This is a genomic window from Albidovulum salinarum (assembly GCF_025673475.1).
GTDB classification, from domain to species: domain Bacteria; phylum Pseudomonadota; class Alphaproteobacteria; order Rhodobacterales; family Rhodobacteraceae; genus Albidovulum; species Albidovulum salinarum.
In genome coordinates this window covers 17,329-37,723 of the sequence record NZ_JAOVQO010000020.1, presented here as the reverse complement: position 1 = coordinate 37,723, position 20,395 = coordinate 17,329, and the positions used below count along the sequence as shown (strand labels likewise).

General features: G+C 67.3%; 19 protein-coding genes. 1 reads left to right on the top strand and 18 read right to left on the bottom strand.

The features are described 5' to 3' along the window. Positions 1–24 precede the first annotated feature (24 nt). From OEZ60_RS18575 to glpD, 7 genes are all read right to left on the bottom strand, one after another. Positions 25–1,743 (bottom strand): ABC transporter substrate-binding protein, encoded by a 1,719-nt coding sequence (locus OEZ60_RS18575; protein WP_263339481.1) that lies wholly within the window; start codon positions 1,741–1,743, stop codon positions 25–27. An 82-nt stretch (positions 1,744–1,825) separates the two neighbouring features. After that, positions 1,826–2,098 carry a DUF2160 domain-containing protein gene (locus tag OEZ60_RS18570; protein WP_263339479.1) on the bottom strand — a complete coding sequence of 91 codons (273 nt, stop codon included), beginning with the start codon at positions 2,096–2,098 and terminating at the stop codon, positions 1,826–1,828. Positions 2,099–2,122: 24 nt separating this feature from the next. Continuing rightward, positions 2,123–2,974: a carbohydrate ABC transporter permease gene (locus OEZ60_RS18565; RefSeq protein WP_263339478.1), complete on the bottom strand. Its 852-nt coding sequence runs from the start codon at positions 2,972–2,974 to the stop codon at positions 2,123–2,125. Next, entirely contained in the window at positions 2,975–3,847 is an 873-nt protein-coding gene (locus tag OEZ60_RS18560) for a carbohydrate ABC transporter permease (RefSeq protein WP_263339476.1), read from the bottom strand. Beyond that, positions 3,847–4,923, bottom strand: coding sequence for an ABC transporter ATP-binding protein (locus tag OEZ60_RS18555; RefSeq protein ID WP_263339473.1), 1,077 nt, complete (start codon positions 4,921–4,923; stop codon positions 3,847–3,849). The genes OEZ60_RS18560 and OEZ60_RS18555 overlap by 1 nt, the downstream gene beginning before the upstream one ends. 12 nt (positions 4,924–4,935) lie before the next feature. Then, positions 4,936–6,024 (bottom strand): ABC transporter ATP-binding protein, encoded by a 1,089-nt coding sequence (locus tag OEZ60_RS18550; protein ID WP_263339472.1) that lies wholly within the window; start codon positions 6,022–6,024, stop codon positions 4,936–4,938. Between the two features lie 17 nt (positions 6,025–6,041). Continuing rightward, the gene (gene glpD, locus OEZ60_RS18545; protein ID WP_411709814.1) at positions 6,042–7,640 is read right to left on the bottom strand and encodes a glycerol-3-phosphate dehydrogenase; all 1,599 of its coding nucleotides are present in this window, start codon (positions 7,638–7,640) and stop codon (positions 6,042–6,044) included. Between the two features lie 304 nt (positions 7,641–7,944). On the opposite strand from glpD, the gene OEZ60_RS18540 reads away from it, so the two are divergent. After that, complete coding sequence (locus OEZ60_RS18540; protein WP_263339468.1) at positions 7,945–8,706, top strand: DeoR/GlpR family DNA-binding transcription regulator; 762 nt, start codon at positions 7,945–7,947, stop codon at positions 8,704–8,706. A gap of 94 nt (positions 8,707–8,800) precedes the next feature. Here OEZ60_RS18540 and OEZ60_RS18535 read toward each other — a convergent pair whose 3' ends face one another. The 11 genes from OEZ60_RS18535 to OEZ60_RS18485 form a co-directional block, all read right to left on the bottom strand. Then, a complete protein-coding gene (locus OEZ60_RS18535) occupies positions 8,801–9,076 on the bottom strand; it encodes an acyl carrier protein (protein ID WP_263339466.1) in 276 nt (91 codons plus the stop codon). Then, positions 9,073–10,251 (bottom strand): dihydrolipoamide acetyltransferase family protein, encoded by a 1,179-nt coding sequence (locus OEZ60_RS18530; protein WP_263339464.1) that lies wholly within the window; start codon positions 10,249–10,251, stop codon positions 9,073–9,075. The genes OEZ60_RS18535 and OEZ60_RS18530 overlap by 4 nt, the downstream gene beginning before the upstream one ends. Before the next feature lie 3 nt (positions 10,252–10,254). Then, on the bottom strand, positions 10,255–12,255 hold the full coding sequence (pdhA, locus tag OEZ60_RS18525) for a pyruvate dehydrogenase (acetyl-transferring) E1 component subunit alpha (RefSeq protein WP_263339461.1): 2,001 nt from the start codon (positions 12,253–12,255) through the stop codon (positions 10,255–10,257). After that, the gene (acsA, locus tag OEZ60_RS18520) at positions 12,252–13,997 is read right to left on the bottom strand and encodes an acetate--CoA ligase (RefSeq protein ID WP_263339459.1); all 1,746 of its coding nucleotides are present in this window, start codon (positions 13,995–13,997) and stop codon (positions 12,252–12,254) included. The genes pdhA and acsA overlap by 4 nt, the downstream gene beginning before the upstream one ends. Positions 13,998–14,154: 157 nt before the next feature. Further along, positions 14,155–15,321 (bottom strand): cation:proton antiporter, encoded by a 1,167-nt coding sequence (locus OEZ60_RS18515; RefSeq protein WP_263339456.1) that lies wholly within the window; start codon positions 15,319–15,321, stop codon positions 14,155–14,157. A gap of 201 nt (positions 15,322–15,522) precedes the next feature. Beyond that, complete coding sequence (locus OEZ60_RS18510; protein ID WP_263339453.1) at positions 15,523–16,455, bottom strand: hypothetical protein; 933 nt, start codon at positions 16,453–16,455, stop codon at positions 15,523–15,525. Positions 16,456–16,496: 41 nt separating this feature from the next. Next, positions 16,497–17,927 carry an MBOAT family O-acyltransferase gene (locus OEZ60_RS18505; protein WP_263339451.1) on the bottom strand — a complete coding sequence of 477 codons (1,431 nt, stop codon included), beginning with the start codon at positions 17,925–17,927 and terminating at the stop codon, positions 16,497–16,499. A gap of 39 nt (positions 17,928–17,966) precedes the next feature. Beyond that, positions 17,967–18,524, bottom strand: a complete 558-nt coding sequence (locus OEZ60_RS18500) for a hypothetical protein (protein WP_263339448.1) — start codon at positions 18,522–18,524, stop codon at positions 17,967–17,969. A 22-nt stretch (positions 18,525–18,546) separates the two neighbouring features. Then, positions 18,547–19,092 (bottom strand): hypothetical protein, encoded by a 546-nt coding sequence (locus OEZ60_RS18495; protein WP_263339445.1) that lies wholly within the window; start codon positions 19,090–19,092, stop codon positions 18,547–18,549. Further along, a complete protein-coding gene (locus tag OEZ60_RS18490) occupies positions 19,082–19,420 on the bottom strand; it encodes a type II toxin-antitoxin system MqsA family antitoxin (protein ID WP_263339442.1) in 339 nt (112 codons plus the stop codon). The genes OEZ60_RS18495 and OEZ60_RS18490 overlap by 11 nt, the downstream gene beginning before the upstream one ends. Further along, a complete protein-coding gene (locus tag OEZ60_RS18485) occupies positions 19,404–20,375 on the bottom strand; it encodes an alpha-ketoacid dehydrogenase subunit beta (RefSeq protein WP_263339440.1) in 972 nt (323 codons plus the stop codon). The genes OEZ60_RS18490 and OEZ60_RS18485 overlap by 17 nt, the downstream gene beginning before the upstream one ends. Between the last annotated feature and the right edge of the window lie 20 nt (positions 20,376–20,395).

Sequence of the window (20,395 nt, the reverse complement as noted above, 5' to 3'; positions counted from 1 at the left end):
CCGAAAGCCCCGGCCAGGGGCAGGTTACTGCCAGGAGGCGATCAGTTCATCATAGCCGATCGTCTCCGGGGTGGGATCCTCGTCGATCTTGGCGACCGGCGCGCCGGGCGCGTCGAGCCATTCCTGCGGATCCTTCGGCTCGTTCATCATCGGGCCGATGTCACCCTGGACGCCGGCACGCTCGAGCCGCTCGAGCACCTTCTCCTGCTCCTCGCAAAGCGCGTCGAGCGCCCCCTGCGGGGTCTTGGCGCCGGACATCGCATCGCCGATGTTCTGCCACCAGAGCTGCGCCAGCTTCGGATAGTCAGGCACGTTCGTGCCGGTCGGCGACCACTGCACGCGGGCCGGCGAGCGGTAGAACTCGATCAGGCCGCCGAGCTTTGGCGCGCGGTCGGTGAAGCTCTGGTGCTGGATCGTGGACTCGCGGATAAAGGTCAGCCCCTCATGCGACTTCTTCACGTCGACGGTCTTGGAGGTGACAAACTGTCCATAGAGCCAGGCCGCCTTGGCGCGGTCGTCCGGAGTGGACTTCAGAATGGTCCACGATCCGACGTCCTGGTAGCCGATCTTCGTGCCTTCCGACCAGTAGACGCCATGCGGCGACGGAGCCAGACGCCACTTCGGCGTGCCATCTTCGTTCATGACCGGAATGCCCTCCTCGACAAGCGAAGGCACGAAGGTGGTGTACATGAACATCTGCTGGGCGATGTTGCCCTGTGCTGGAATCGGGCCGGCCTCCGAGAAGGTCATGCCCATCGCCGCCGGCGGTGTATACTTCTGTAGCCACTCGATCGCCTTGGTGACCGCATAGACCGCCGCCGCGTCATTGGTGGCGCCGCCCCGCGCAACGCAGGACCCGACGGGACGCGAGTTCTCGTCCACGCGGATACCCCATTCGTCGACGGGCAGGCCGTTCGGCTCGCCCTTGTCGCCCATACCGGCCATCGACATCCAGGCGTCGGTGTAGCGCCAGCCGAGCGACGGGTCCTTCTTGCCGTAATCCATGTTGCCGTAGATCTCGCCCTCGACGCCCATGTGGCTGAGATCGCGGCCGGTGAAGAACTCGGCGATGTCCTCGTAGGCCGACCAGTTGACCGGAACACCGAGGTCGTAGCCGTATGCGGCCTTGAAGTCCTCCTTGTTCTTCGCGTCGTTGAACCAGTCGTACCGGAACCAGTAGAGATTGGCGAATTGCTGGTCGGGGAGTTGGTAAAGCTCGCCGTCCGGCGCGGTGGTGAACTGAAGCCCGATGAAATCTTCAAGGTCGAGCGTCGGAGAAGTGACGTCGGCGCCTTCACCCGCCATCCAGTCCGTCAGGCTGCGTGCCTGCTGATAGCGCCAGTGGGTGCCGATCAGGTCGCTGTCGTTGACGTAGGCGTCGTAGATGTTCTCGCCCGACTGCATCTGGGTCTGCAGCTTCTCGACGACGTCGCCCTCGCCGATCAGGTCGTGGGTGACCTGGATGCCGGTGATCGCGGTGAAGGCGGCAGCGAGAACCTTGGATTCGTATTCATGGGTGGGGATCGTCTCGGACACCACCTTGATGCTCATGCCGGCGAAGGGCGCCGCGGCATCGACGAGCCACTGCATCTCGGCTTCCTGCTCCGCGCGGCTCAGCGTCGAGAGGTCGCCGATCTCGGCATCGAGGAAGGCCTTCGCCTCGTCCATGCCGGCAAAGGCCGGACCGGACAGGAGCGCGAGCGCCATGCCCATCGCTGTCGTCGACTTGAATGGCAATTTCATGTGTTCCTCCCTTAGAACGTTGATATTATCAAGCAGCCCGCCGGTTTGCCCGCCGGCGGACCACCTCCTTGACAGCGCCCTTTCAGACCCAGCGGAACACCGCTGCGGCGTAGATCAGGCAGACGATCAGGGCGCCCCATTGCGGCGCACTGACAAGACCGAGCCAGGCCAGGTTGATGAAGGCCGAGCCCAGAAGCGTGATGAACAGGCGGTCACCACGGGTCGTTTCGATCCGGAGCACGCCGACGCGCGGCGTCTCGGGAGATCTGATCGCGAGGATCGTGAAGGTGACGAGAAGGCAGGCGATGACGGCGAAGAAGATCGCGGTCGGTACGGTCCAGGCCATCCAGCTCATGCGGTTTTCCTCCCTTTCCCGGGATCATACGCGGCCGAGGGCGAAGCCCTTGGCGATGTAGTTGCGGACGAAGTAGATCACGAGCGCGCCGGGAACGATGGTCAGCACGCCCGCCGCGGCCAGCACCCCCCAGTCGAGCCCCGAGGCCGAGACCGTGCGGGTCATCGTCGCGGCGATCGGCTTCGCGTTCACCGACGTGAGCGTGCGGCTCAGGAGCAGTTCGACCCAGGAGAACATGAAGCAGAAGAAGGCGGCGACGCCGATCCCGCTGGCGATCAGCGGCGTGAAGATGCGGATGAAGAAGCGCCCGAAACTGTAGCCGTCGATATAGGCGGTTTCGTCGATCTCCTTCGGGACGCCGCGCATGAAGCCTTCGAGGATCCAGACCGCCAGCGGCACGTTGAAGAGGCAGTGCGCCAGCGCCACCGCGATATGGGTGTCGAAGAGCCCGACCGACGAGTAGAACTGGAAGAACGGCAGCGCGAAGACGGCGGGCGGCGCCATGCGGTTGGTGAGCAGCCAGAAGAACAGGTGCTTGTCGCCGAGGAACGAGTAGCGGCTGAAGGCATAGGCGGCCGGCAGCGCCACCGTGATCGAGATGACGGTGTTCATCACAACATAGATCAGGCTGTTGACGTAACCCATGTACCAGCTCGAATCCGTAAGGATCGTCGCGTAGTTCGCAAAGGTGAGGTTGCGCGGCCAGAGCGAGAAGACGTTCAGGATCTCCGTGTTCGTCTTGAGGCTCATGTTCACCAGCCAGTAGATCGGCAGGAGCAGGAACACGAGATAGAGCGTCATCACGACGGCCCGGCCGTTCACGCGGGGAAGGCCGAGGCCGCGCGGCGCGGTCTGGTTGAGCGTCATGTCGGCCATTTACTTGCCCTCGCTTTTGTCGAGGTTGGTCATCACGGTGTAGAACACCCAGGAGATCAGCAGGATCACCAGGAAGTACATGATCGAGAAGGCGGCCGCGGGGCCGAGGTCGAACTGGCCGAGCGCCATCTTCACGAGGTCGATCGAGAGGAACGTGGTCGAGTTGCCCGGACCGCCGCCGGTCACGACGAAGGGCTCGGTATAGATCATGAAGCTGTCCATGAAGCGCAGCAGGATCGCGATCATCAGGACGCCCTGCATCTTCGGCAGCTCTATGTAGCGGAACACCTTCCAGCGGCTCGCCTGGTCGATCTTGGCGGCCTGGTAATAGGCATCGGGGATCGACTGGAGGCCGGCATAGGCGAGCAGCGCGACGAGCGACGTCCAGTGCCAGACATCCATCACGATGACCGTGGTCCAGGCGGCGATGAAGCCCTGCGTGTAGTTGTAGTCGATGCCGAGAGCGTCGAGCGTGTGGCCGAGCAGGCCGATATCGACGCGGCCGAAGATCTGCCAGATCGTACCGACCACGTTCCACGGGATCAGCAACGGCAGCGCCATCAGGACGAGGCATACCGAAGCCCAGAAGCCCTTCTTCGGCATGTTCAGCGCGACGAAGATGCCGAGCGGCAACTCGATCGCGAGGATGATGCCCGAGAACACCAGCTGCCGGCCGAGCGCGGCCCACATCCGGTCGCTTTCCAGCACCTCGGTGAACCATTCGAGCCCTGCCCAGAAGAAGACGTTGTTGCCGAACGTGTCCTGGACCGAGTAGTTGACCACCGTCATCAGCGGGATCACCGCCGAGAACGCGACCAGCAGCAGCACCGGCAGAACGAGGAACCAGGCCTTCTGGTTGACCGTCTTTTCCATCACGCGGCCTCCCCTTCCACGCGCCAGTCATTGGCGTAGACGTTGATATGGGCGGGGTCGAAGACGACCCGGTTCATGTCCGCGCCGATCGCGGCGCCCTCATCGGCGATGATGTTGATATCGTTGCCGAAGAACTCGGCCCGGATGATCTTGTGGCGGCCCACGTCCTCGACGCGGCGCACCTTGACGGGCAGGCCCTCGCTGGCCGAGAGCGTCGCGTATTCCGGGCGGACTCCGATCTCGACCTTGCCATCGAGCTTGCCGAAGGCCTGCGACAGCGGCACCCGTGAGCCGTTGACGTTGGCGACGTTGCCCTCGATTGTCGCGGGGATCACGTTCATGCCGGGCGAGCCGATGAAATAGCCGACGAAGGTATGCGCCGGGGTCTCGAACAGCTCCTGCGGCGTGCCGATCTGCACGACGCGGCCGTCATACATCACCACCACCTTGTCGGCGAAGGTCAGCGCCTCGGTCTGGTCGTGGGTGACATAGATCATCGTGTGGCCGAACTCGTGGTGCAGCGACTTGAGCTGGGTGCGCAGCTCCCACTTCATGTGCGGGTCGATCACCGTCAGCGGCTCGTCGAAGAGAAGCGCATTGACCTCCTTGCGGACCATGCCGCGGCCGAGCGAGATTTTCTGCTTGGCATCCGCCGTGAGCCCGCGCGCCTTGCGATCGAGCTCGGCCTCCATGCCGATCATGCGGGCGATTTCCTGCACACGCTCGGCGACATAGGCCTCGTCGCGGCCGCGGTTGCGCAGCGGGAAGGCGAGGTTGTCGCGCACGGTCATCGTGTCGTAGACGACCGGGAACTGGAACACCTGCGCGATGTTGCGTTCCGCCGTCGCCGCATCCGTCACGTCCTGATCGTTGAAGAGGATGCGCCCGCGCGAGGGTTTCAGGAGCCCCGAGATGATGTTGAGCAGCGTGGACTTGCCGCAACCGGACGCGCCAAGGAGCGCATAGGCTTCGCCGTCGTTCCAGACGTGGTTCAGTTCCTTCAGCGCGTAGTCGTCTTCCGATGTCGGGTTCGCAAGATAGGAATGCGCGAGGTTGTCGAGCGTGATCTTGGCCATGGTCGCCTCCCCTCAGGCCGCGAGTGCGTAGGCGGCGGGCACGACGAGCGCGCCGTCCTCGCCGAAGATGTAGACATGGGCCGGGTCGAGATAGGCCTTGATCTCCTTGCCGAGCGGCAGGTTGCGCACCCCATGCACGAGCCCAACCCAGCGGACGCCGTTATGGTCGAGATGGACGTAGGTCTCCGACCCGGTGATCTCGGTGACATCGAGCGTTGCCGTGAAGACCATCGCGTCGGCGGTATGCTTTTCGAGCTCGACATGGTTCGGGCGGAAGCCCGCGACATAGCGGCCGTCGGCCAGATCGCGCAGCTTGCCCGTCAGCGGCGAGGACTGGCCGTCGCCGAACATCAGCTTTCCGCCGGTCTTCGAGACTTGCATGAAGTTCATCGGCGGATCCGAGAAGACCCGCGCGGTAGTCGCGTCGACCGGTTGGCGGTAGACCTCGGGCGTAGGCCCGAACTGCGTCACGCGGCCCTCCCAGAGCGTCGCGGTGTTGCCGCCGAGCAGAAGCGCCTCCTCGGGTTCGGTTGTCGCATAGACGAAGATCGAGCCCGATTCCTCGAAGATCTTCGGGATCTCCACCCGCAGTTCCTCGCGCAGCTTGTAGTCGAGGTTGGCCAGCGGTTCGTCGAGGAGCACGAGGCCCGCGTTCTTCACCAGCGCCCGCGCCAGCGCGCAGCGCTGTTGCTGGCCGCCCGAAAGCTCCAGCGGCTTGCGGTCGAGCAGCGGCGTCAGCTTCATCAGCTCCGCCGACTTGCGCACCGCCCTGTCGATCTCGTCCCTCGACTTGCCCAAAAGCCGCATCGGGCTCGCGATGTTCTCGTAGACTGTCATCGACGGGTAGTTGATGAATTGCTGGTAGACCATCGCCACCTTGCGGTCCTGCACCCGCTGGCGGGTCACGTCCTCCCCGTTCCACAGCACGCGGCCGCTTTGCGGCACGTCGAGCCCGGCCATGAGCCGCATGAGCGAGGTCTTGCCCGACAGGGTCGGCCCGAGAAGAACGTTCATCGTCCCGTTCTGGAGGGTCAGGGTGGTCGGGTGTATGTGGGTCTGGCCGTTCACGACCTTGGTGACCCCATCAAGCGTCAGTGTCATTGCTGTCTCCCTAACCCCTACTCGGCCGCGTGAAAGGTTGCGTTGCGGCGAGCCTTCTCCATCCATGTGTTGAGCGCGGCGATCTGCTCGGCGCTCAGCCGAAGACCAAGCTTCGAGCGCCGCCAGACCACGTCCTCGGCGGTGCGCGCGAACTCCTTGTCCATGAGCCAGACGACCTCGCGCTCGCTCAGCGTCGCGCCGAAATCCTCGCCGAGGTCGGCCGCCGACTGTGCGTCACCAAGCACGGACCGCGCCTCGCTCCCGTAGGCGCGGACGAGGCGGCGAGCCCAGAACTCGCTCAGGAACGGATAAGCGGTCTTCAGTTCCGCGATCAGCCGCGCCACGTCGCCGACCGGGAAGTCGCCCCCGGGCAACGGCACGCCCCCCGTCCAGCCCGCCGTCGCGACGCCCAGAGCCGCGCCAATCTTGTCCATCGCGCTCTCGGCGAGCCGCCGGTAGGTGGTGATCTTGCCGCCGAAGACGTTGAGCACCGGCGCACCGGCGGAGGTGTCGATCTTCAGCGTATAGTCCCTGGTCGCCGCCGTCGCTGACTGGGCGCCGTCGTCGTAAAGCGGCCGGACGCCGGAGTAGGTCCAGACGATGTCGGAGCGCGTCACCGGCTTCTCGAAGTATTTCGACGCAAAGGCGCAGAGGTAGTCCTGTTCCTCCGGCGTGCAGACCGGCTTGATCGAGGCATCGGGGTGCTCCGCGTCGGTCGTGCCGATCAGGGTGAAATCGGTCTCGTAGGGGATCGCGAAGATGATCCGGCCGTCTTCGCCCTGGAAGAAGTAGCACTTGTCGTGATCATAGAGCCGTTTCGTCACGATATGGCTGCCGCGCACCAGTCGCACGCCTTCGCCAGAGCGCAACCCCACCGTGTCGTGAATGATGTCACCGACCCACGGCCCGCCGGCGTTGACGAGCATCCGCGCCCGGACCTTGCGGGCGCCCTGCTTGTCCGCGACGGCGACTTCCCAGACACCCTGCACCTGCCGCGCCGCCGTGACCCTGGCTCGTGTCAGGATCGTCGCACCGCGCGCCGCGGCATCGCGGGCGTTCAGCACGACAAGGCGGGAATCCTCGATCCAGCAGTCGGAATACTCGAACGCCTTTCGGAACTTGTCCTTGAGCGGGCGGCCCGCGGGGTCGGAGGCCAGATCAAGAGAGCGCGTTCCCGGCAGGATCTTCCGCCCGCCGAGATTGTCATAGAGGAACAGGCCGAGACGGATCAGCCAGGCGGGGCGGCGTCCCCGCATCCAAGGCATGACGATGCCGAGAATGCGCGATATGGGTGTCGCGCCCTCGAAGCGCATGTCGTCGTAATAGGGCAGCACGAAACGCATTGGCCAGCTGATATGCGGCATCGCCCTGAGCAGCACCTCGCGTTCGACCAGCGCCTCTCGCACGAGGCGGATCTCGAAGTACTCGAGATAGCGCAGGCCGCCGTGAAAGAGCTTGGTCGAGGCGCTGGAGGTGGCAGACGCCAGGTCATTCATCTCGGCGAGGACCACCTTCAATCCGCGCCCCGCCGCATCGCGGGCGATGCCACAGCCGTTGATGCCGCCGCCGACGACGAACAGATCGTGGATGTCCTGTTGTTCGGTGCCGTCCACCATTCTCTCCGCAGTCCGCACTCGGATGGATCATCTTCTATCCCAAAAGCGAATGAAAACGAAACATAATATTTTCGTTTTGCGTTTTAAGTTTATTTTCTTTTCTATATCAGTGCGCTACGCGCATTCTATTCGAAGAATCAGCTCAGTAATCGGCAAGATGCTCGTGGGGAAAAGCGCGGTTAAGGCGCACACCAAGGCGGTGACGCGCATATTCGAACATTTTTGACAGGCGAATCCGATTCCCGTATCTTCGGCCCGAAGCGGGCTCGCGACCGGCGCGCCAGCCGAGCAAAGGGGGAACGGTGTGTCACTGACTTTTCGCCATTCCGAGATCCTCGACATCGCACGACGCGACGGGAAGGTAACCGTCGAGGGGCTTGCCGAGCATTTCAACGTGACGCTGCAGACCATAAGGCGCGACCTGACCGATCTCGCGGAAGCGGGAAAGCTCGAACGTGTCCACGGCGGCGCGGTCTTGCCGTCCGGGGTCACGAACATCGGCTACGAAGAACGGCGCGGCCTTTTCAAGGAAGCCAAGCTGCGCATCGCCAAGGCCTGCGCGGTGGAGGTTCCGGAGGACGCATCCGTGTTTCTCAATATCGGGACCAGCACCGAAGCGGTCGCGCATGAATTGCTCCGCCACCGCAACCTACTGGTGGTGACCAACAACATGAACGTGCCGGCCATTCTTGTCGGCAATCCCGACTGCCAGATCATCGTCACCGGTGGCCAGCTTCGCCGCGCCGATGGCGGTCTCGTCGGCAAGCTGACCACCGAGGCCGTCAGCCAGTTCAAGTTTGACCTTGCCGTGATCGGCTGCTCCGCGCTGGATGAGGACGGCGACATGCTGGATTTCGACATCCAGGAGGTCAGCGTCAGCCAGACCCTGCTGCGCCAGTCGCGCAAGGTTTTCCTGGTGGCGGACCATTCCAAGTTCCGGCGCACGGCACCGGCGCGGATCGCGTCTATATCGGAGGTCGATGCGGTGTTCACGGATCAGCCGCTGCCGAAGACCCTGGAGGCCCGGTGCCGCGACTGGGGCGTGCGGGTCGTCGTGGCAAGATAGGCGTACCGGCCGACACCGGGCGAGCCGCGCACATGGGCCCCATGCCTTAACTCAAGGAACCCAACCGCCCGGATGCGGGGCTATCAGGATTCGCTCAGGCTGACGGGCTGGCGTCGCTGTCGGGAGCGTGTCTGGACGTGCGCAGATACGCGACCAGCGCGTCGTAGCTGCGCATCTTCGGGTAGTCCGCCTCGGGCATCGGCAGCGACAGCGCCTTGCCGAGCGCGGTGACGAGGTTGAGGAAATCGAGCGAGTCGATGTCGCATTCCTCGCGCAGGTCGCCCTTGCGGTCGATCTCGCCCGGGTCGACATCGGGGGCGATGCGGCCGAGCTCCTTGCGCACGAGGTCTTCGATCGGGTCCGATGTCATGGCGCCTCCGGTTCCTGCAGGTTGCGGTCGATGGCGCGCAGGAAGAGCGCGCCGCGATGGCCGTCGCTGACGCGGTGGTCGGCAGCGAGCGTGACGGTCGTCGTCATGGCGGCGGCGATGGTGCCGTCACGCACGACGGGGCGTTCGGCGGGGGTGCCGAAGCCGACGATGGCGACCTGCGGCGGCTGAATGACGCCATAAAGCGTGTCGACGCCCCGCTCTCCGAGGCTGGTGACGGTGATCGTCGCCTCCGAAAGCTCGCGGGCGCGGAAGCGGCCGGTGCGGGCCCGGCCGAGCGTGTCGCGCATCCGCGCCATGAGTGACGCGAGATCGCAGGCGCCGGCGTCGAGGATCGCGGGGGCGACGAGCCCGCCGCCGCGCAGGGCCACGGCCATCGCGGCATGGATCTCTGCCGAGGGGTGGAAGGCGCCGTCGGTGAAGTGGCCGTTGAACTCGGGGTAGTCCCTCGCGGCGCGGGTGACCGCGTGGAGAAAGAGCGCGCCCATCAGGATCCGGTCTTCCGGCGCGCGGTCGGCATTTGCCGCCGCGAGGAACGCCGAGGCAGGGGTCAGATCCACCTGCTGCGCGAGGTAGTAATGCGGGATCTCGCGCTTCGAGCGCGCCATCGCGGCGGCGATGGCGGCGCGCATCTCGGTCATCGGCGCGGCGGGTTCCGCGGGCGCTTCGCCCGGTGCCTCGAGATCGCGGAGCGTGATCGCCCCCTCGGGTCCCGTGCCCGCGATGGCGCGCAGCCGGGCCTCGTCGAGGCCCTTCTTTTCGGCCAGCCGCCGCGCCAGCGGCGTGATGCGGAGCCGCTCTCCGGAGGCAGGCGGCGGTGCGGCGGGTTCCGGTCGCGGCATGGGCTCCGGCGCGGGTGCTTCGGGCTCCGGCTCCTGCGTCGCCACGGGCTCCGGCGTGGGGGTCGGAGCGGCGGCCTCGCCGGGGGCGCGGATCACGGCGAGCGGCGTGCCCACGGGCACTTTCGTGCCGGTTCCGACCAGAGTCCGCTCCAGCAAACCGTCCTCGAACACCTCGATCTCGATGGCGCCCTTCTGGGTCTCCACGACCGCGACGATGTCGCCGCGCGCGACGCGGTCTCCCGGCGCCTTCAGCCATTCGACGAGGGTTCCCGCCTCCATGTCGGCGCCGAGCGAGGGCATGCGGAACTCGCCCATGCCTCAGCCCTTCCCGCAAAGCCGCCGCGCCGCCGCGACGATGGAGGGAACCTGCGGGATCGCCGCCTGTTCGAGATGGCGGGCGTAGGGGATCGGAACCTCGGCGCTGCAGACGCGGGCCAGGGGCGCGTCGAGGTCGAAGAACGCCTCCTCGGCGAGGCGCATCCCGATCTCGGCGGCAAGGCTGCCGGTCTTCCAGCCCTCGTCCACCATGAGCGCACGGTGGGTCTTCGCGACCGAGGCGAAGACCGTCTCCATGTCGAGGGGCCTGAGGCTACGCAGGTCGATCACCTCGGCCTCGATCCCGTCCTTCACCAGCTCCGCCGCGGCCTCCAGCGTCTTCCAGAGCGAGCCGCCATAGGTGACGAGCGTGATGTCCCGCCCGGCGCGGCGCACGGCCGCTTTGTCGATATCGACGGGACCGGCGTTCTGGGCCAAGTCCCCGGCCATGTTGTAGAGCATCACGTTCTCGAAGATCAGCACCGGGTCGGGGTCCTGCAGCGCGGTCCAGAGCATGCCGCGCGCGTCTTCGAGCGTCGCCGGGGCGAGGACGCGGATGCCGGGGATATGCGCGTACCAGCCTTCGAGCGAATGCGAATGCTGGGCCGCGAGCTGGCGGCCCGCGCCGGTCGCCATGCGGATCACAACCGGCACGCCGAAGGCGTTGTTCGACATGTGCCGGTAGGTGGCGGCGGTGTTCAGGATCTGGTCGAGCGCCAGCAGCGAGAAGTTGACCGTCATCACCTCGACGATGGGCCGCATCCCCGCCATCGCCGCGCCGATCCCGGCGCCGGTGAACCCCGATTCGGAAAGCGGCGTGTCGCGGATGCGGTCGGGGCCGAAGCGGTCGAGAAGCCCCTTCGAGACCGCGTAGCAGCCGCCGTAGCGGCCGACATCCTCGCCCATGAGAAAGACGCGCTCGTCCTTCTCCATCGCCTCGGCGATGGCGGCCTTGACCGCCTCGCGGTAGGTGGTCTCCACCGTCTTTTCTGGCTTGGCAGGCTCGGGCGGCGCGGGCCGCTCCTCGGCCATGACGTGGCGCGTCAGCGTCTCCACCGGCTCGTCCGTGCCCGCCTCGGCGAAGGCGACGGCCTCGGCGATCTCAGCATCGAGCTCGGCGGTGATCGCGGCGACCTCCTCGGCATGGATCAGGCCGTTCTCCTCGAGCCAGCCCTGGAAGCGGACGATGGGGCCTTTCCGGCGCCAGTCCTCCACCTCTTCCTTCGGGCGGTAGAGCTGGGCGTCGAACATCGAATGCGCGCGGAAGCGGTAGGTGCGGCATTCGAGGAAATGGGGCTCGCCGGTCTCGCGCATCTGCGCGAGCGCGCGGCGGGTCGCGGCCTCGACCGCGACGACGTCCATTCCGTCGACCACGTCGGCGACGACGTCATAACTGCGTGCCTTGGCTGCGATGTCGGTCTCGGCCTCGGAAAGGTCGAGTGCGGTGCCCATCGCGTAGCCGTTGTTCTCGCAGACAAAGAGCACCGGCAGGTTCCAGAGCGAGGCGAGGTTCATCGCCTCGTGGAACTCGCCCTCGGCCACCGCGCCCTCGCCGAAGAAGCAGGCGGTGACGGCGTCTGCGCCCTGCATCCTGTCGGCCAGCGCGAGGCCGACGGCGAGCGGCAGCCCGCCGCCGACGATGGCGTTGCCGCCGTAGAAGTTCGCGCTTGCCGAGAAGAGATGCATCGACCCGCCGCGCCCGCCGGCCGAGCCCTCGGCCTTGCCGTACATCTCGGCCAGAACCTCACCCATCGGCAGGCCGCGCACCAGCGCGTGGCCGTGCTCGCGGTAGGTGGCGACGATCCGGTCGGCTTCGGCCAGAACCGGGATCACGCCCGCCGCCACCGCCTCCTCGCCGTCGTAGAGGTGGAGAAAGCCGCGGATCTTTTCCTGCGTGTAAAGCTCGGCGCATTTGTCCTCGAACCGGCGGATGCGGATCATCGCCTTGAGGAGGTCACGGACATGGCCGTGGTCGAGGCGGGGCTTCAGTGCGGCGTCGGTCATTTCTCGTCACTTTCAAGGGTGGAGATATCTCCTTCCGGCAGGCCGAGTTCCCGCGCCTTCAGGAGGCGGCGCATGATCTTGCCGGAGCGGGTCTTGGGCAGGTTCTCGCGGAACACGATCGCCTTCGGCGCGACGGCAGGACCGAGCCGCTTCCTCGCATGGCCGAGAAGCTCGCGCTCCAGCTCCGGGCCCGGCTCGAAGCCCTTGTGCAGCGTGACATAGGCCTTGACGATCTCGCCCGCCGTCTCGTCGGGAATGCCGATCACGCCGACCTCGGCCACGGCATCATGCTCGATCAGCGCGCTTTCGACCTCGAAGGGGCCGATCAGGTGGCCGGCGCTCTTGATCACGTCGTCGGCTCGGCCGACGAACCAGTAGTAGCCGTCCTTGTCGCGCATCGCGAGGTCGCCGGAGAGATACCAGCCATCGCGGAAGCACTTCTTGTAGCGCGCCTCCTCGTGCAGGTAGGCGCGCATCATCGAGGGCCAGCCGGGCCGGAGCGCGAGTTCGCCGATCGCCTGCGGCTTCGTCAGCTCCTTCACGCCCGCATCCGTCACCTCGACGATCCCGGCCTCGATCCCCGGTATCGGCTTGCCCATCGAGCCGGGTTTCACATCCATCGAGGCGTAGTTGGCGATCATGATCCCGCCGGTCTCGGTCTGCCACCAGTTGTCGTGGAACGGGATCCCGAAGACCTCCTGCCCCCAGAGAACCGCCTCGGGGTTCAGGGGCTCGCCGACGCTCGCCATGAAACGCAGCCGCGGGAACCTGCGCTTGCCGATCAGCCCGGCGCCGGCGCGCATCAGCATGCGGATCGCGGTGGGCGCGGTGTACCAGACGGTCACGCCCTCCCGGCCGAGGATGTCATACCAGCGGTCGGGGTCGAACTCGGCCTCGTCCACGATCATCGTCACGCCGATGACGAGGGGCGCGATGATCCCGTAGGAGGTCCCGGTGACCCAGCCGGGGTCGGCGGTGCACCAGTAGGTGTCCTCGGGCCTGAGGTCGAGCGCGAAGCGCGCCGTCGCGCGATGGGCGACCACGGCCTCGTGGACATGCTGGGCGCCCTTGGGCCGCCCAGTCGTGCCGGAGGTGAAATGGAGTAGCGAGGGGTCCTCGGGCTTCGTCGGCGCGGTCTCGAACACGTCGCTCACCGCCTCCATCAGGGGGGCGAGCGCGGTGCATCCCTCGGCCTCGCCGTCGGTGAGGAGCACATGCGCGAGTTCGGGCAGCCGGTCGCGGACCGGCGCCACCTTGCGCCGGTAGAGGCTGGCGGTGGTGACGAGGACCTTCGCCGAGCCGATCTCCATCCGCGCCTGCACCGGCTCGGGCCCGAAGGCCGCGAACATCGGGCAGAAGACGGCGCCGGACTTGAGGGTACCGAGCGCGGCGGCGTAAAGCTCCGGCGCGCGGCCGATGAGCGAGTAGACCGCCTCGCCCGGCCCGATGCCGAGCGACCCGAGCACATTGGCGAAGCGGTTGGTCTCGCGGGTCAGATCGTCATAGGTGACGTCGCGCCGACCGCCGTCGCGGCCGAGCCAGCGGATCGCGATCTTCTCGCCCCGCCCCGCCGCGACATGGGCATCCAGCGCCTCGTGCGCGATGTTGAGCCCGCCTCCGGGCAGGCCCGCGAGCACGGCGCGCGCCTCCTCCCAGGAGAACGCCTTCCGCACCGCCTCGTAATCGGGCATGTTCGCGGTGCGCGCCGCGGCCTCGTCCTTGCGCAGGATCTTGTCGCTCATGGGCTCGCTCCTTTCGCGAAGTCCCGCCCGCGACGGGCAAAGATGCCCCGGGGTCGGAAGCCGCGTCAGGGTAGCGCGCCACCTTGCCTGCCGGTTGATCCGGATCAGCCGGAGCCGGTGGCGGACTGCGACTCCGACGCCCCCGCGCGGCCGGCGATCACTCAGGTGCCCGGCCCGCCTCGGAGAGCGCGTATTGAGTCAGGACCGGACCGAAGACCTCGAAGGCCACGGTGCTTGCGATGGTGATGCCGAGGACCGGTTCGGCGAGCGCCGGAAACCGCTCGCCTGCCACGAGCGCCATGCCGATCGCCACCCCGGCCTGCGGCATGAGGGCCAGCCCCGTCAGCCGCCCCTCACGCGCCGGAAGCCGTGCGAAGGTTCCGCCCGCCCAGCCGCCGACGACCCGCGCGAGGGCGCGAAACCCGACATAGGCGAGGGCGGCGAACCCGAACCGCGCCAGCACGCAGGGATCGAGCGCCGCCCCCGCCATTACGAAGAGAAGCAACATGAAGGGCCATTCGATGCGCTCGATCTCGTGAAACGGGCGGTCGTGGTGGCGCGCGAAATGGACGATGACGAGACCGCAAACCACACCGGTCAGCAGGTAGGGCAGCCCGAAGTGCCTGGCGAGGCCGGTGCAGAGAAAGACGATGCCGAGCGCCTCCATCAGCGTCGGCTCGCCGGGCTTGATGCGCCCGGTTAGGTAGGCGGCGGGCAGACCGACCGCGAGGCCGAGGGCGATGGCGCCGGCGAGTTCGGTCAGACCGTGGAGCACTGGCTCGATCTCCACGCCGCCGGCGACGACCCCTGCGGCCGCGAGCATCAGGCTGAAGAGGATGATGCCCCAGGCGTCGTCCACCGCCACGATGCCGAGGATGTTCGTGGCGAAGCGCCCCTCAGCCCCGGCCGAGCGGATCACGTCGCGCGTGGCGGCGGGATCGGTCGCCGCCGAAAGACCGGCGAGCAGGAGCGACAGGACCGGATCGCCGGTGACAAGGAACACGCCGCAACCAACGACCAGTGCGGAGACCGCGACTACCGACAGCGACAAAGACAGGATCTCGCGCCCGTGTTCGCTCAGGGTCGAGGGCTTGAGCTGGCCGCCGAGCAGGAAAGCTACCATCGTCAGCGCGACCGGCGCGACCATGTCGTCGGTCCGCGCCAGCGCCGGCGGCAAGAGGTCGAGAACCGGCGGCCCGGCGACAACGCCGAGAAGCACGAGCAGCGTCACCCGCGGCACATGCAGCCGCCGCCCGAAGGCGTCCACGGCGATCCCGGCAAGAAACAGGACACCGATCGCGATCAGCGTGGCCGCGCCCGTCATCGGCTCACGCCCGGCACGCGTGGCCGCAAGGCCGGCGCGATGCGCTGCGCCCGGTCCGGGCAGACCCCGACCCGGAAGCCCGGTCCTTCGTCCGTCCTCCCCGTCCGCGCATCCATCGCCCTGCCCTTCATCGCCTGATGGGATCCGAGGCTACACGCTGCGCCGTTCCGAAACATGACACCGATCAAGTCGCCCTTCCGGTCAGCCGCCGGCCGCGAGGATCGGTCCCAGATGGCGTTCGTAGAGCAGTTCGACGCCATCACGGTTGAGGTGATCGGTGTCGAAGTAGAGGCGCGGATCGGCCAGCGCCGCGCTCAGATCGTGGAGCGGGATGCCGAGCGGCGCGAGGCGGGCGGCAAGTGCGGCGTCGAACTCCGTCTCGCCGGGCAGGGCCTCGCGGAAGGCGTCCGGCACCGGCAGCTTGACGACGGTGACGCTCAGACCCTCGGACCGGGCGCTCGCGAACATGGCCTCCAGCGCGTCGAGATAGCGGCCGGGGTCCGCCTTCGCGGCGCCTTCGGGATAGAGATAGCCGATCCGCGCCCCGGTGGCGTGACGCGACGGCCGGAAGCTGCGGTCGAAGTTTTCCGCCCCGCGCCAGTCGTCTTGCGGGAACCGGTCGGGTGGGTTGAGCTTCGAAAAGCCCAGAGCATAGTCGAGAAGCGCGCCCGGAGCGATGCCCTCCGACCCGGCCAACCCGGCCAGAATGCCGAGCGTGGAGGCCCGCCAAGGCGTCTTGCGCAGGAGCTTGCGGTCGGCGATGCGCTCCTCGTTCCAGCGGGGCGAACGGAACGCGAACGAGTCCGCGACATAGAGAATATGCTTCGGCTCAATGTCGACACGCGCCTGACGCAGCACGAAGTCGGCGTAAAGCGGTCCCGCGCCCACCTCGGCGAGCACCATCATGCGCTGCCCGGTCTCCGCTTCCAGCCGTTCGGGAACGCCGCCGTAGGCGAGCGGCAGGGCATGCGAGGCGCCCAAGACGATCCAGTCGACCTGGCTGCCCTTCGCGGCGAGGAGGTCCTGCATCGCCCCCTGCCCGGCCCGGCCGACGCGGACCTCGGCGATGGCGGCGGCGGCGACGTAGATCGCGGCGAAGAGGCCGAGGAAGGCCGCGATACGGGTCCACGGCAAGGTCGGCGGCGGGCGGCTGAGGCTGTGCATTCCAATGCCTTTCAGAACTGCATGTAGACGAAGACCTCGCTGTCCCACCGGCCGAGGAGGATCAGCGCGAACAGGCAGGCGAGCCAGACCGGCCAGCGCAAAAGCGCCGGCGCGGTGGCGAAGCGGTCGGCGGTGGCGGGCCGCTCCATCGCCGCCTCGATCACGAGGAGCGCGGCGATGAGAAGCGCGAGGAAGGCCTGTTCGCCGGTGAACGGGTAGCGGGTCAGGAGCGCAGGCAGCCCCGGCAGGCTCTGCCAGATCCGGGTGAGGATCGTCATGGCGTCACCGAGGTCACCGGCCCGGAAGAAGACCCAGCTGACCAGCACGAGGTGGAAGACGGTGAGGATCGCCGCGATCTCGTGCACCCGCCCGAGCCAGCCTCCGCCAAGCCGTTTGCGAAGCCGCCGCCTGAGCGGGTTGAGCGCCCGCTCACCCCAGAGATAGACGCCGTTCAGGAGCCCCCAGGCGACGAAGCCCCAGCCGATGCCGTAACCGAGACCGGCGTGCCAGATGCCGCTCAGGACGAAGACGACCATCAGCCCGGCATACATCCGCCAGGCTTTTCGCTCGGGGCCGACGAGCGGGAAGTAGACATAGTCCCGGAACCAGTCGGCGAGCGAGACATGCCAACGCCGCGACCAGAACTCGCCCACCGAATGCGCGAAGTAGGAGCGCCGGAAGTTCTCCGAGAGCCGGATGCCGAACAGCTGCGAGGTGCCGCGCGCGATGTCGGTATAGCCGGAGAAGTCGCAGTAGATCTGGAAGGCGAAGAAGTAGCTTGCGAGGATGAGTTCGATGGGCACCGCGTAGGCCGGGATCGCATAGGTGCGGTCGACGAAGGGCGCGAGATTGTCGGCGATCACGACCTTCTTGACGAGGCCCCAGAGGATGAGTTGCAAGCCCGCCGCGAATTGCGGCCAGCCGAGCGGCGTCTTGTCGTTCAGCTCCTCGACGAACGGCTCGATCCGCTCGATCGGGCCGGCGAGGATCTTCGGGAACCACGCAAGGTAGAGCACCTCCTGCGCGTCGTCCGCCCGCGCCGCCTCCGGATCGCGGTAGCGGTCGACGATCAGCGCGATCGCGGTGAAGGCGTAGAACGAGAACCCCGCCGGCGAGGTGAGGCCGAGGGCCGGCAGCCCGTCGATGCCCGCCGCGACCGGATCGTAGTACTTCAGGAGCCCCATCATCGCGAGGATGGCGAGCGTGCCCACCCACAACGCCGCGCGCCGCGCGCCCGGCGCCTTGGCCCGCAGCACCCGCCCGACAACAAGGACGATGATCACGACGGCGGCGAGATAGATCAGGTTCCCGAGCCCGAAGCTGCCGTAGAAGACGAGGCTCGCCAGCACGAGCCATGCCAGCCGCAGGCGCGCCGGCAGGAGCCAGAAGACGAGGACGGCGGCGGGAAGGAAGAGCAGGAAGTCGAGCGTGGTGAACAGCATCGCAAGGCGCCCTCCCTCGCCCCCTGACCCGTCTGCGCCTCAGTAGGAGGCCCCGCCAGCGCGCAGTTCCGGCGGGATCTGGTCGATCGGTATGCCCGCGTTGATCACGAGGTAATCCGCCAGTGCCTCGCGTTCGGCGGGCGTCGTTGCAATCTCGATATGGCTTGGCGAGTTCATCGTGCGGAGCCAGGCTTCGCGGGTGCGTTCCTGCGTGACGACAACGGTGATGATGTGGCAGGACTGGCAGAGCTGCAGCGCCATGTCGCGCCCGTCGCGTGGCAACTCGCCCGCGGCGAGGGGCGCGTTGGCGGCAAGGTAATGCGCCAGCGTATCGGTCTGCCAGGCGTCGAGCGCGGCGAGCGCGGGCGCGTCGGCCTGCGCCGCTTCCAGCCGCCCGCGCCAGGTCTCGGGATCGCCCTCCTGCGAAGCGATGGCGCCTTCGAGCCCCTCGGGCAGCCGCTCCGCGCGCGCGGTCTCCAGAAGCGTCCGGCCGCCGTCGGGGATGAAGGCGAAGACCTCGTCCTGAGCGGCGGCCGCGACCGCCACGGCAGCGATCAGGGCAGTCAGGAAGGCCGCGCGGCGGTGGGAACATTTCATCGGCTCGTCTCCCTCACAGATGTCAGAACCGGAGTTCCGGCGGCACGTCCCCGAACTTCAGCGGCATGTTGATCGCGGAGTAATGGGCGAAGGTGTCGCGTTCGACCTCGCTCATCGGGATCTCGGCATGGAACGGCGCCTTGAAGGTGCCGCGCCAGTTGGTCTCGTCGCGGTCCTGCATCAGGTAACCGGTGAAAAGCGAATGGCAGAACTGGCACTGGGCGATCGCCAGTTCCTTGCCGTCGGGCGGCAGGAGCGCCGGATCGCCGGTTTCGGCGAGCGACTGCGCCGCTTCGGCGGCCACGGGGAAGTTCAGCGCGGCATAGCCCGCGAAGGTCTCGATGGCGGCGTCGGGCAAGTCGGGATTGCGCTCGCGCGCCCAGGCGGCCCAGTCCTCGGCGCTCGCCTTTCGGGCGGCCGCCTCGGCAAGGCCCGTCGCGTCGCCGGGCAAGAGCGACCCGGCAAGGATCGAACCACCGCCGGGCGGCATGAAGGCGAAATCGTCCGCCAGCGCGGGCGCGGCGGAGAGCCCGGCCACGACCGCCGCCAAGAGCCTCCTAACGCTCATCGCCCCCGCCCCCATCGTCCGGCCGGGGCGCCTCGAAGGCGAAGACCGCCACGACCATCTCGCGCGTCGCCTCGGCGGAGGGAAAGCCGCCCCCCTTCAGCATGTCGAGCCGCATCGCCGTCTCGTCCTCGTAGAACTGCTCGCCGCAGTGCCCGCAGACGAGCGCCGGCACGTCCTCGACCACCACAAGCCGACTGCCGGACCAGAGCGCGGTCTTGATCCGGTCGCGCGCGAGCCGGCCATTTCCGCAGGACTGGCAGCGCGGGGCGGCGTCCACCGGGTCCACCGCCGCGCCGCCGTCGCGCGCCGTGTCAGCCGACGAGCGCACGCGCCGCCCCCGCGATGCCTTCGGCGTTCGGCCGCATCCACAGGAACATCTCCGGCGAGGCCGGCGGCGGCGCGTCGGGGAAGGCGACCCGCTTGAACCGAGCGCCCTCGACGTTCTCGGCGCAGCGGGCGACGACCTCGGCCCCCGGAGCGAGCGTGTAGTAGGATTGGTCCACCGTCAAAAGCCGCTTGGTCTTAGCGACCGAGGTGACGAGCGTCTCGGTGTCCATCTCCTTCAAGACCCGCAGATCAATGACCTCGACCCCCATGCCCTCACCCTTCAGCACTTCCGCAGCCTCCAGCACCCCCGGCATGCCGCCGCCGGAGCTGACGATGGTGAGGTCACTGCCTTCCATCCGCACCGCCGCCTTGTCGAGCGGCACCTCGTAGGGCTCGTCGGGCACTTCCTCGGTCAGCGTCCTGAGGCCGGCGGGATAGAGATAGACCACCGGATCGGGGGAGCGCAGCGCGGCGTGCATCATCCCCTTGGCGTCATAGGGCGTCGACGGGATGACCGTCCGCACACCGGGGATGTGCATGTAGAAGCTGTCCTCCTCGTAGCAGGAATGCTGCCCCGCAAAGCCGGGCGTCTGGCCGGTCATCTCGATCACCCAGACCACCGGCATCGCGGCCTTACCGCCGGTCATGTGGCGAAGCTTCCCGGCGACGTTCTGGATCACCTCGAGCGGCATCAGCGCGCCCTGATAGGGGATGTAGGTCGCCGCCCGCGAGCCCGCGAGCCCGGCGCCGAGCACCGCCGATGCCATCCAGTTCTCGTCGATCCCGGTATTGACCACGCGCTTGCGGCCGAACTCGGTCTCGAGGTTGATCACCGGCATGTTCGGGTTCGACGCCACTGGCGGGGTCAGCTCGAAGATCCAGGTCAGCGCCGGATCCTCGCGCATCTCGTGTTGCACGGCCTCAAGGACCGAATACATCCAGCTTTTCTCAGTCATTTGCGTATCCTTTCACGCGC

Bases quoted from the DNA above. Each gene is read 5' to 3' on its own strand.
- OEZ60_RS18575 (WP_263339481.1), bottom strand. From the start codon at position 1,743: ATGAAATTGCCATTCAAGTCGACGACAGCGATGGGCATGGCGCTCGCG.
- OEZ60_RS18570 (WP_263339479.1), bottom strand. From the start codon at position 2,098: ATGAGCTGGATGGCCTGGACCGTACCGACCGCGATCTTCTTCGCCGTC.
- OEZ60_RS18565 (WP_263339478.1), bottom strand. From the start codon at position 2,974: ATGGCCGACATGACGCTCAACCAGACCGCGCCGCGCGGCCTCGGCCTT.
- OEZ60_RS18560 (WP_263339476.1), bottom strand. From the start codon at position 3,847: ATGGAAAAGACGGTCAACCAGAAGGCCTGGTTCCTCGTTCTGCCGGTG.
- OEZ60_RS18555 (WP_263339473.1), bottom strand. From the start codon at position 4,923: ATGGCCAAGATCACGCTCGACAACCTCGCGCATTCCTATCTTGCGAAC.
- OEZ60_RS18550 (WP_263339472.1), bottom strand. From the start codon at position 6,024: ATGACACTGACGCTTGATGGGGTCACCAAGGTCGTGAACGGCCAGACC.
- glpD (WP_411709814.1), bottom strand. From the start codon at position 7,640: ATGGTGGACGGCACCGAACAACAGGACATCCACGATCTGTTCGTCGTC.
- OEZ60_RS18535 (WP_263339466.1), bottom strand. From the start codon at position 9,076: ATGACATCGGACCCGATCGAAGACCTCGTGCGCAAGGAGCTCGGCCGC.
- OEZ60_RS18530 (WP_263339464.1), bottom strand. From the start codon at position 10,251: ATGGGCGAGTTCCGCATGCCCTCGCTCGGCGCCGACATGGAGGCGGGA.
- pdhA (WP_263339461.1), bottom strand. From the start codon at position 12,255: ATGACCGACGCCGCACTGAAGCCCCGCCTCGACCACGGCCATGTCCGT.
- acsA (WP_263339459.1), bottom strand. From the start codon at position 13,997: ATGAGCGACAAGATCCTGCGCAAGGACGAGGCCGCGGCGCGCACCGCG.
- OEZ60_RS18515 (WP_263339456.1), bottom strand. From the start codon at position 15,321: ATGACGGGCGCGGCCACGCTGATCGCGATCGGTGTCCTGTTTCTTGCC.
- OEZ60_RS18505 (WP_263339451.1), bottom strand. From the start codon at position 17,927: ATGCTGTTCACCACGCTCGACTTCCTGCTCTTCCTTCCCGCCGCCGTC.
- OEZ60_RS18500 (WP_263339448.1), bottom strand. From the start codon at position 18,524: ATGAAATGTTCCCACCGCCGCGCGGCCTTCCTGACTGCCCTGATCGCT.
- OEZ60_RS18495 (WP_263339445.1), bottom strand. From the start codon at position 19,092: ATGAGCGTTAGGAGGCTCTTGGCGGCGGTCGTGGCCGGGCTCTCCGCC.
- OEZ60_RS18485 (WP_263339440.1), bottom strand. From the start codon at position 20,375: ATGACTGAGAAAAGCTGGATGTATTCGGTCCTTGAGGCCGTGCAACAC.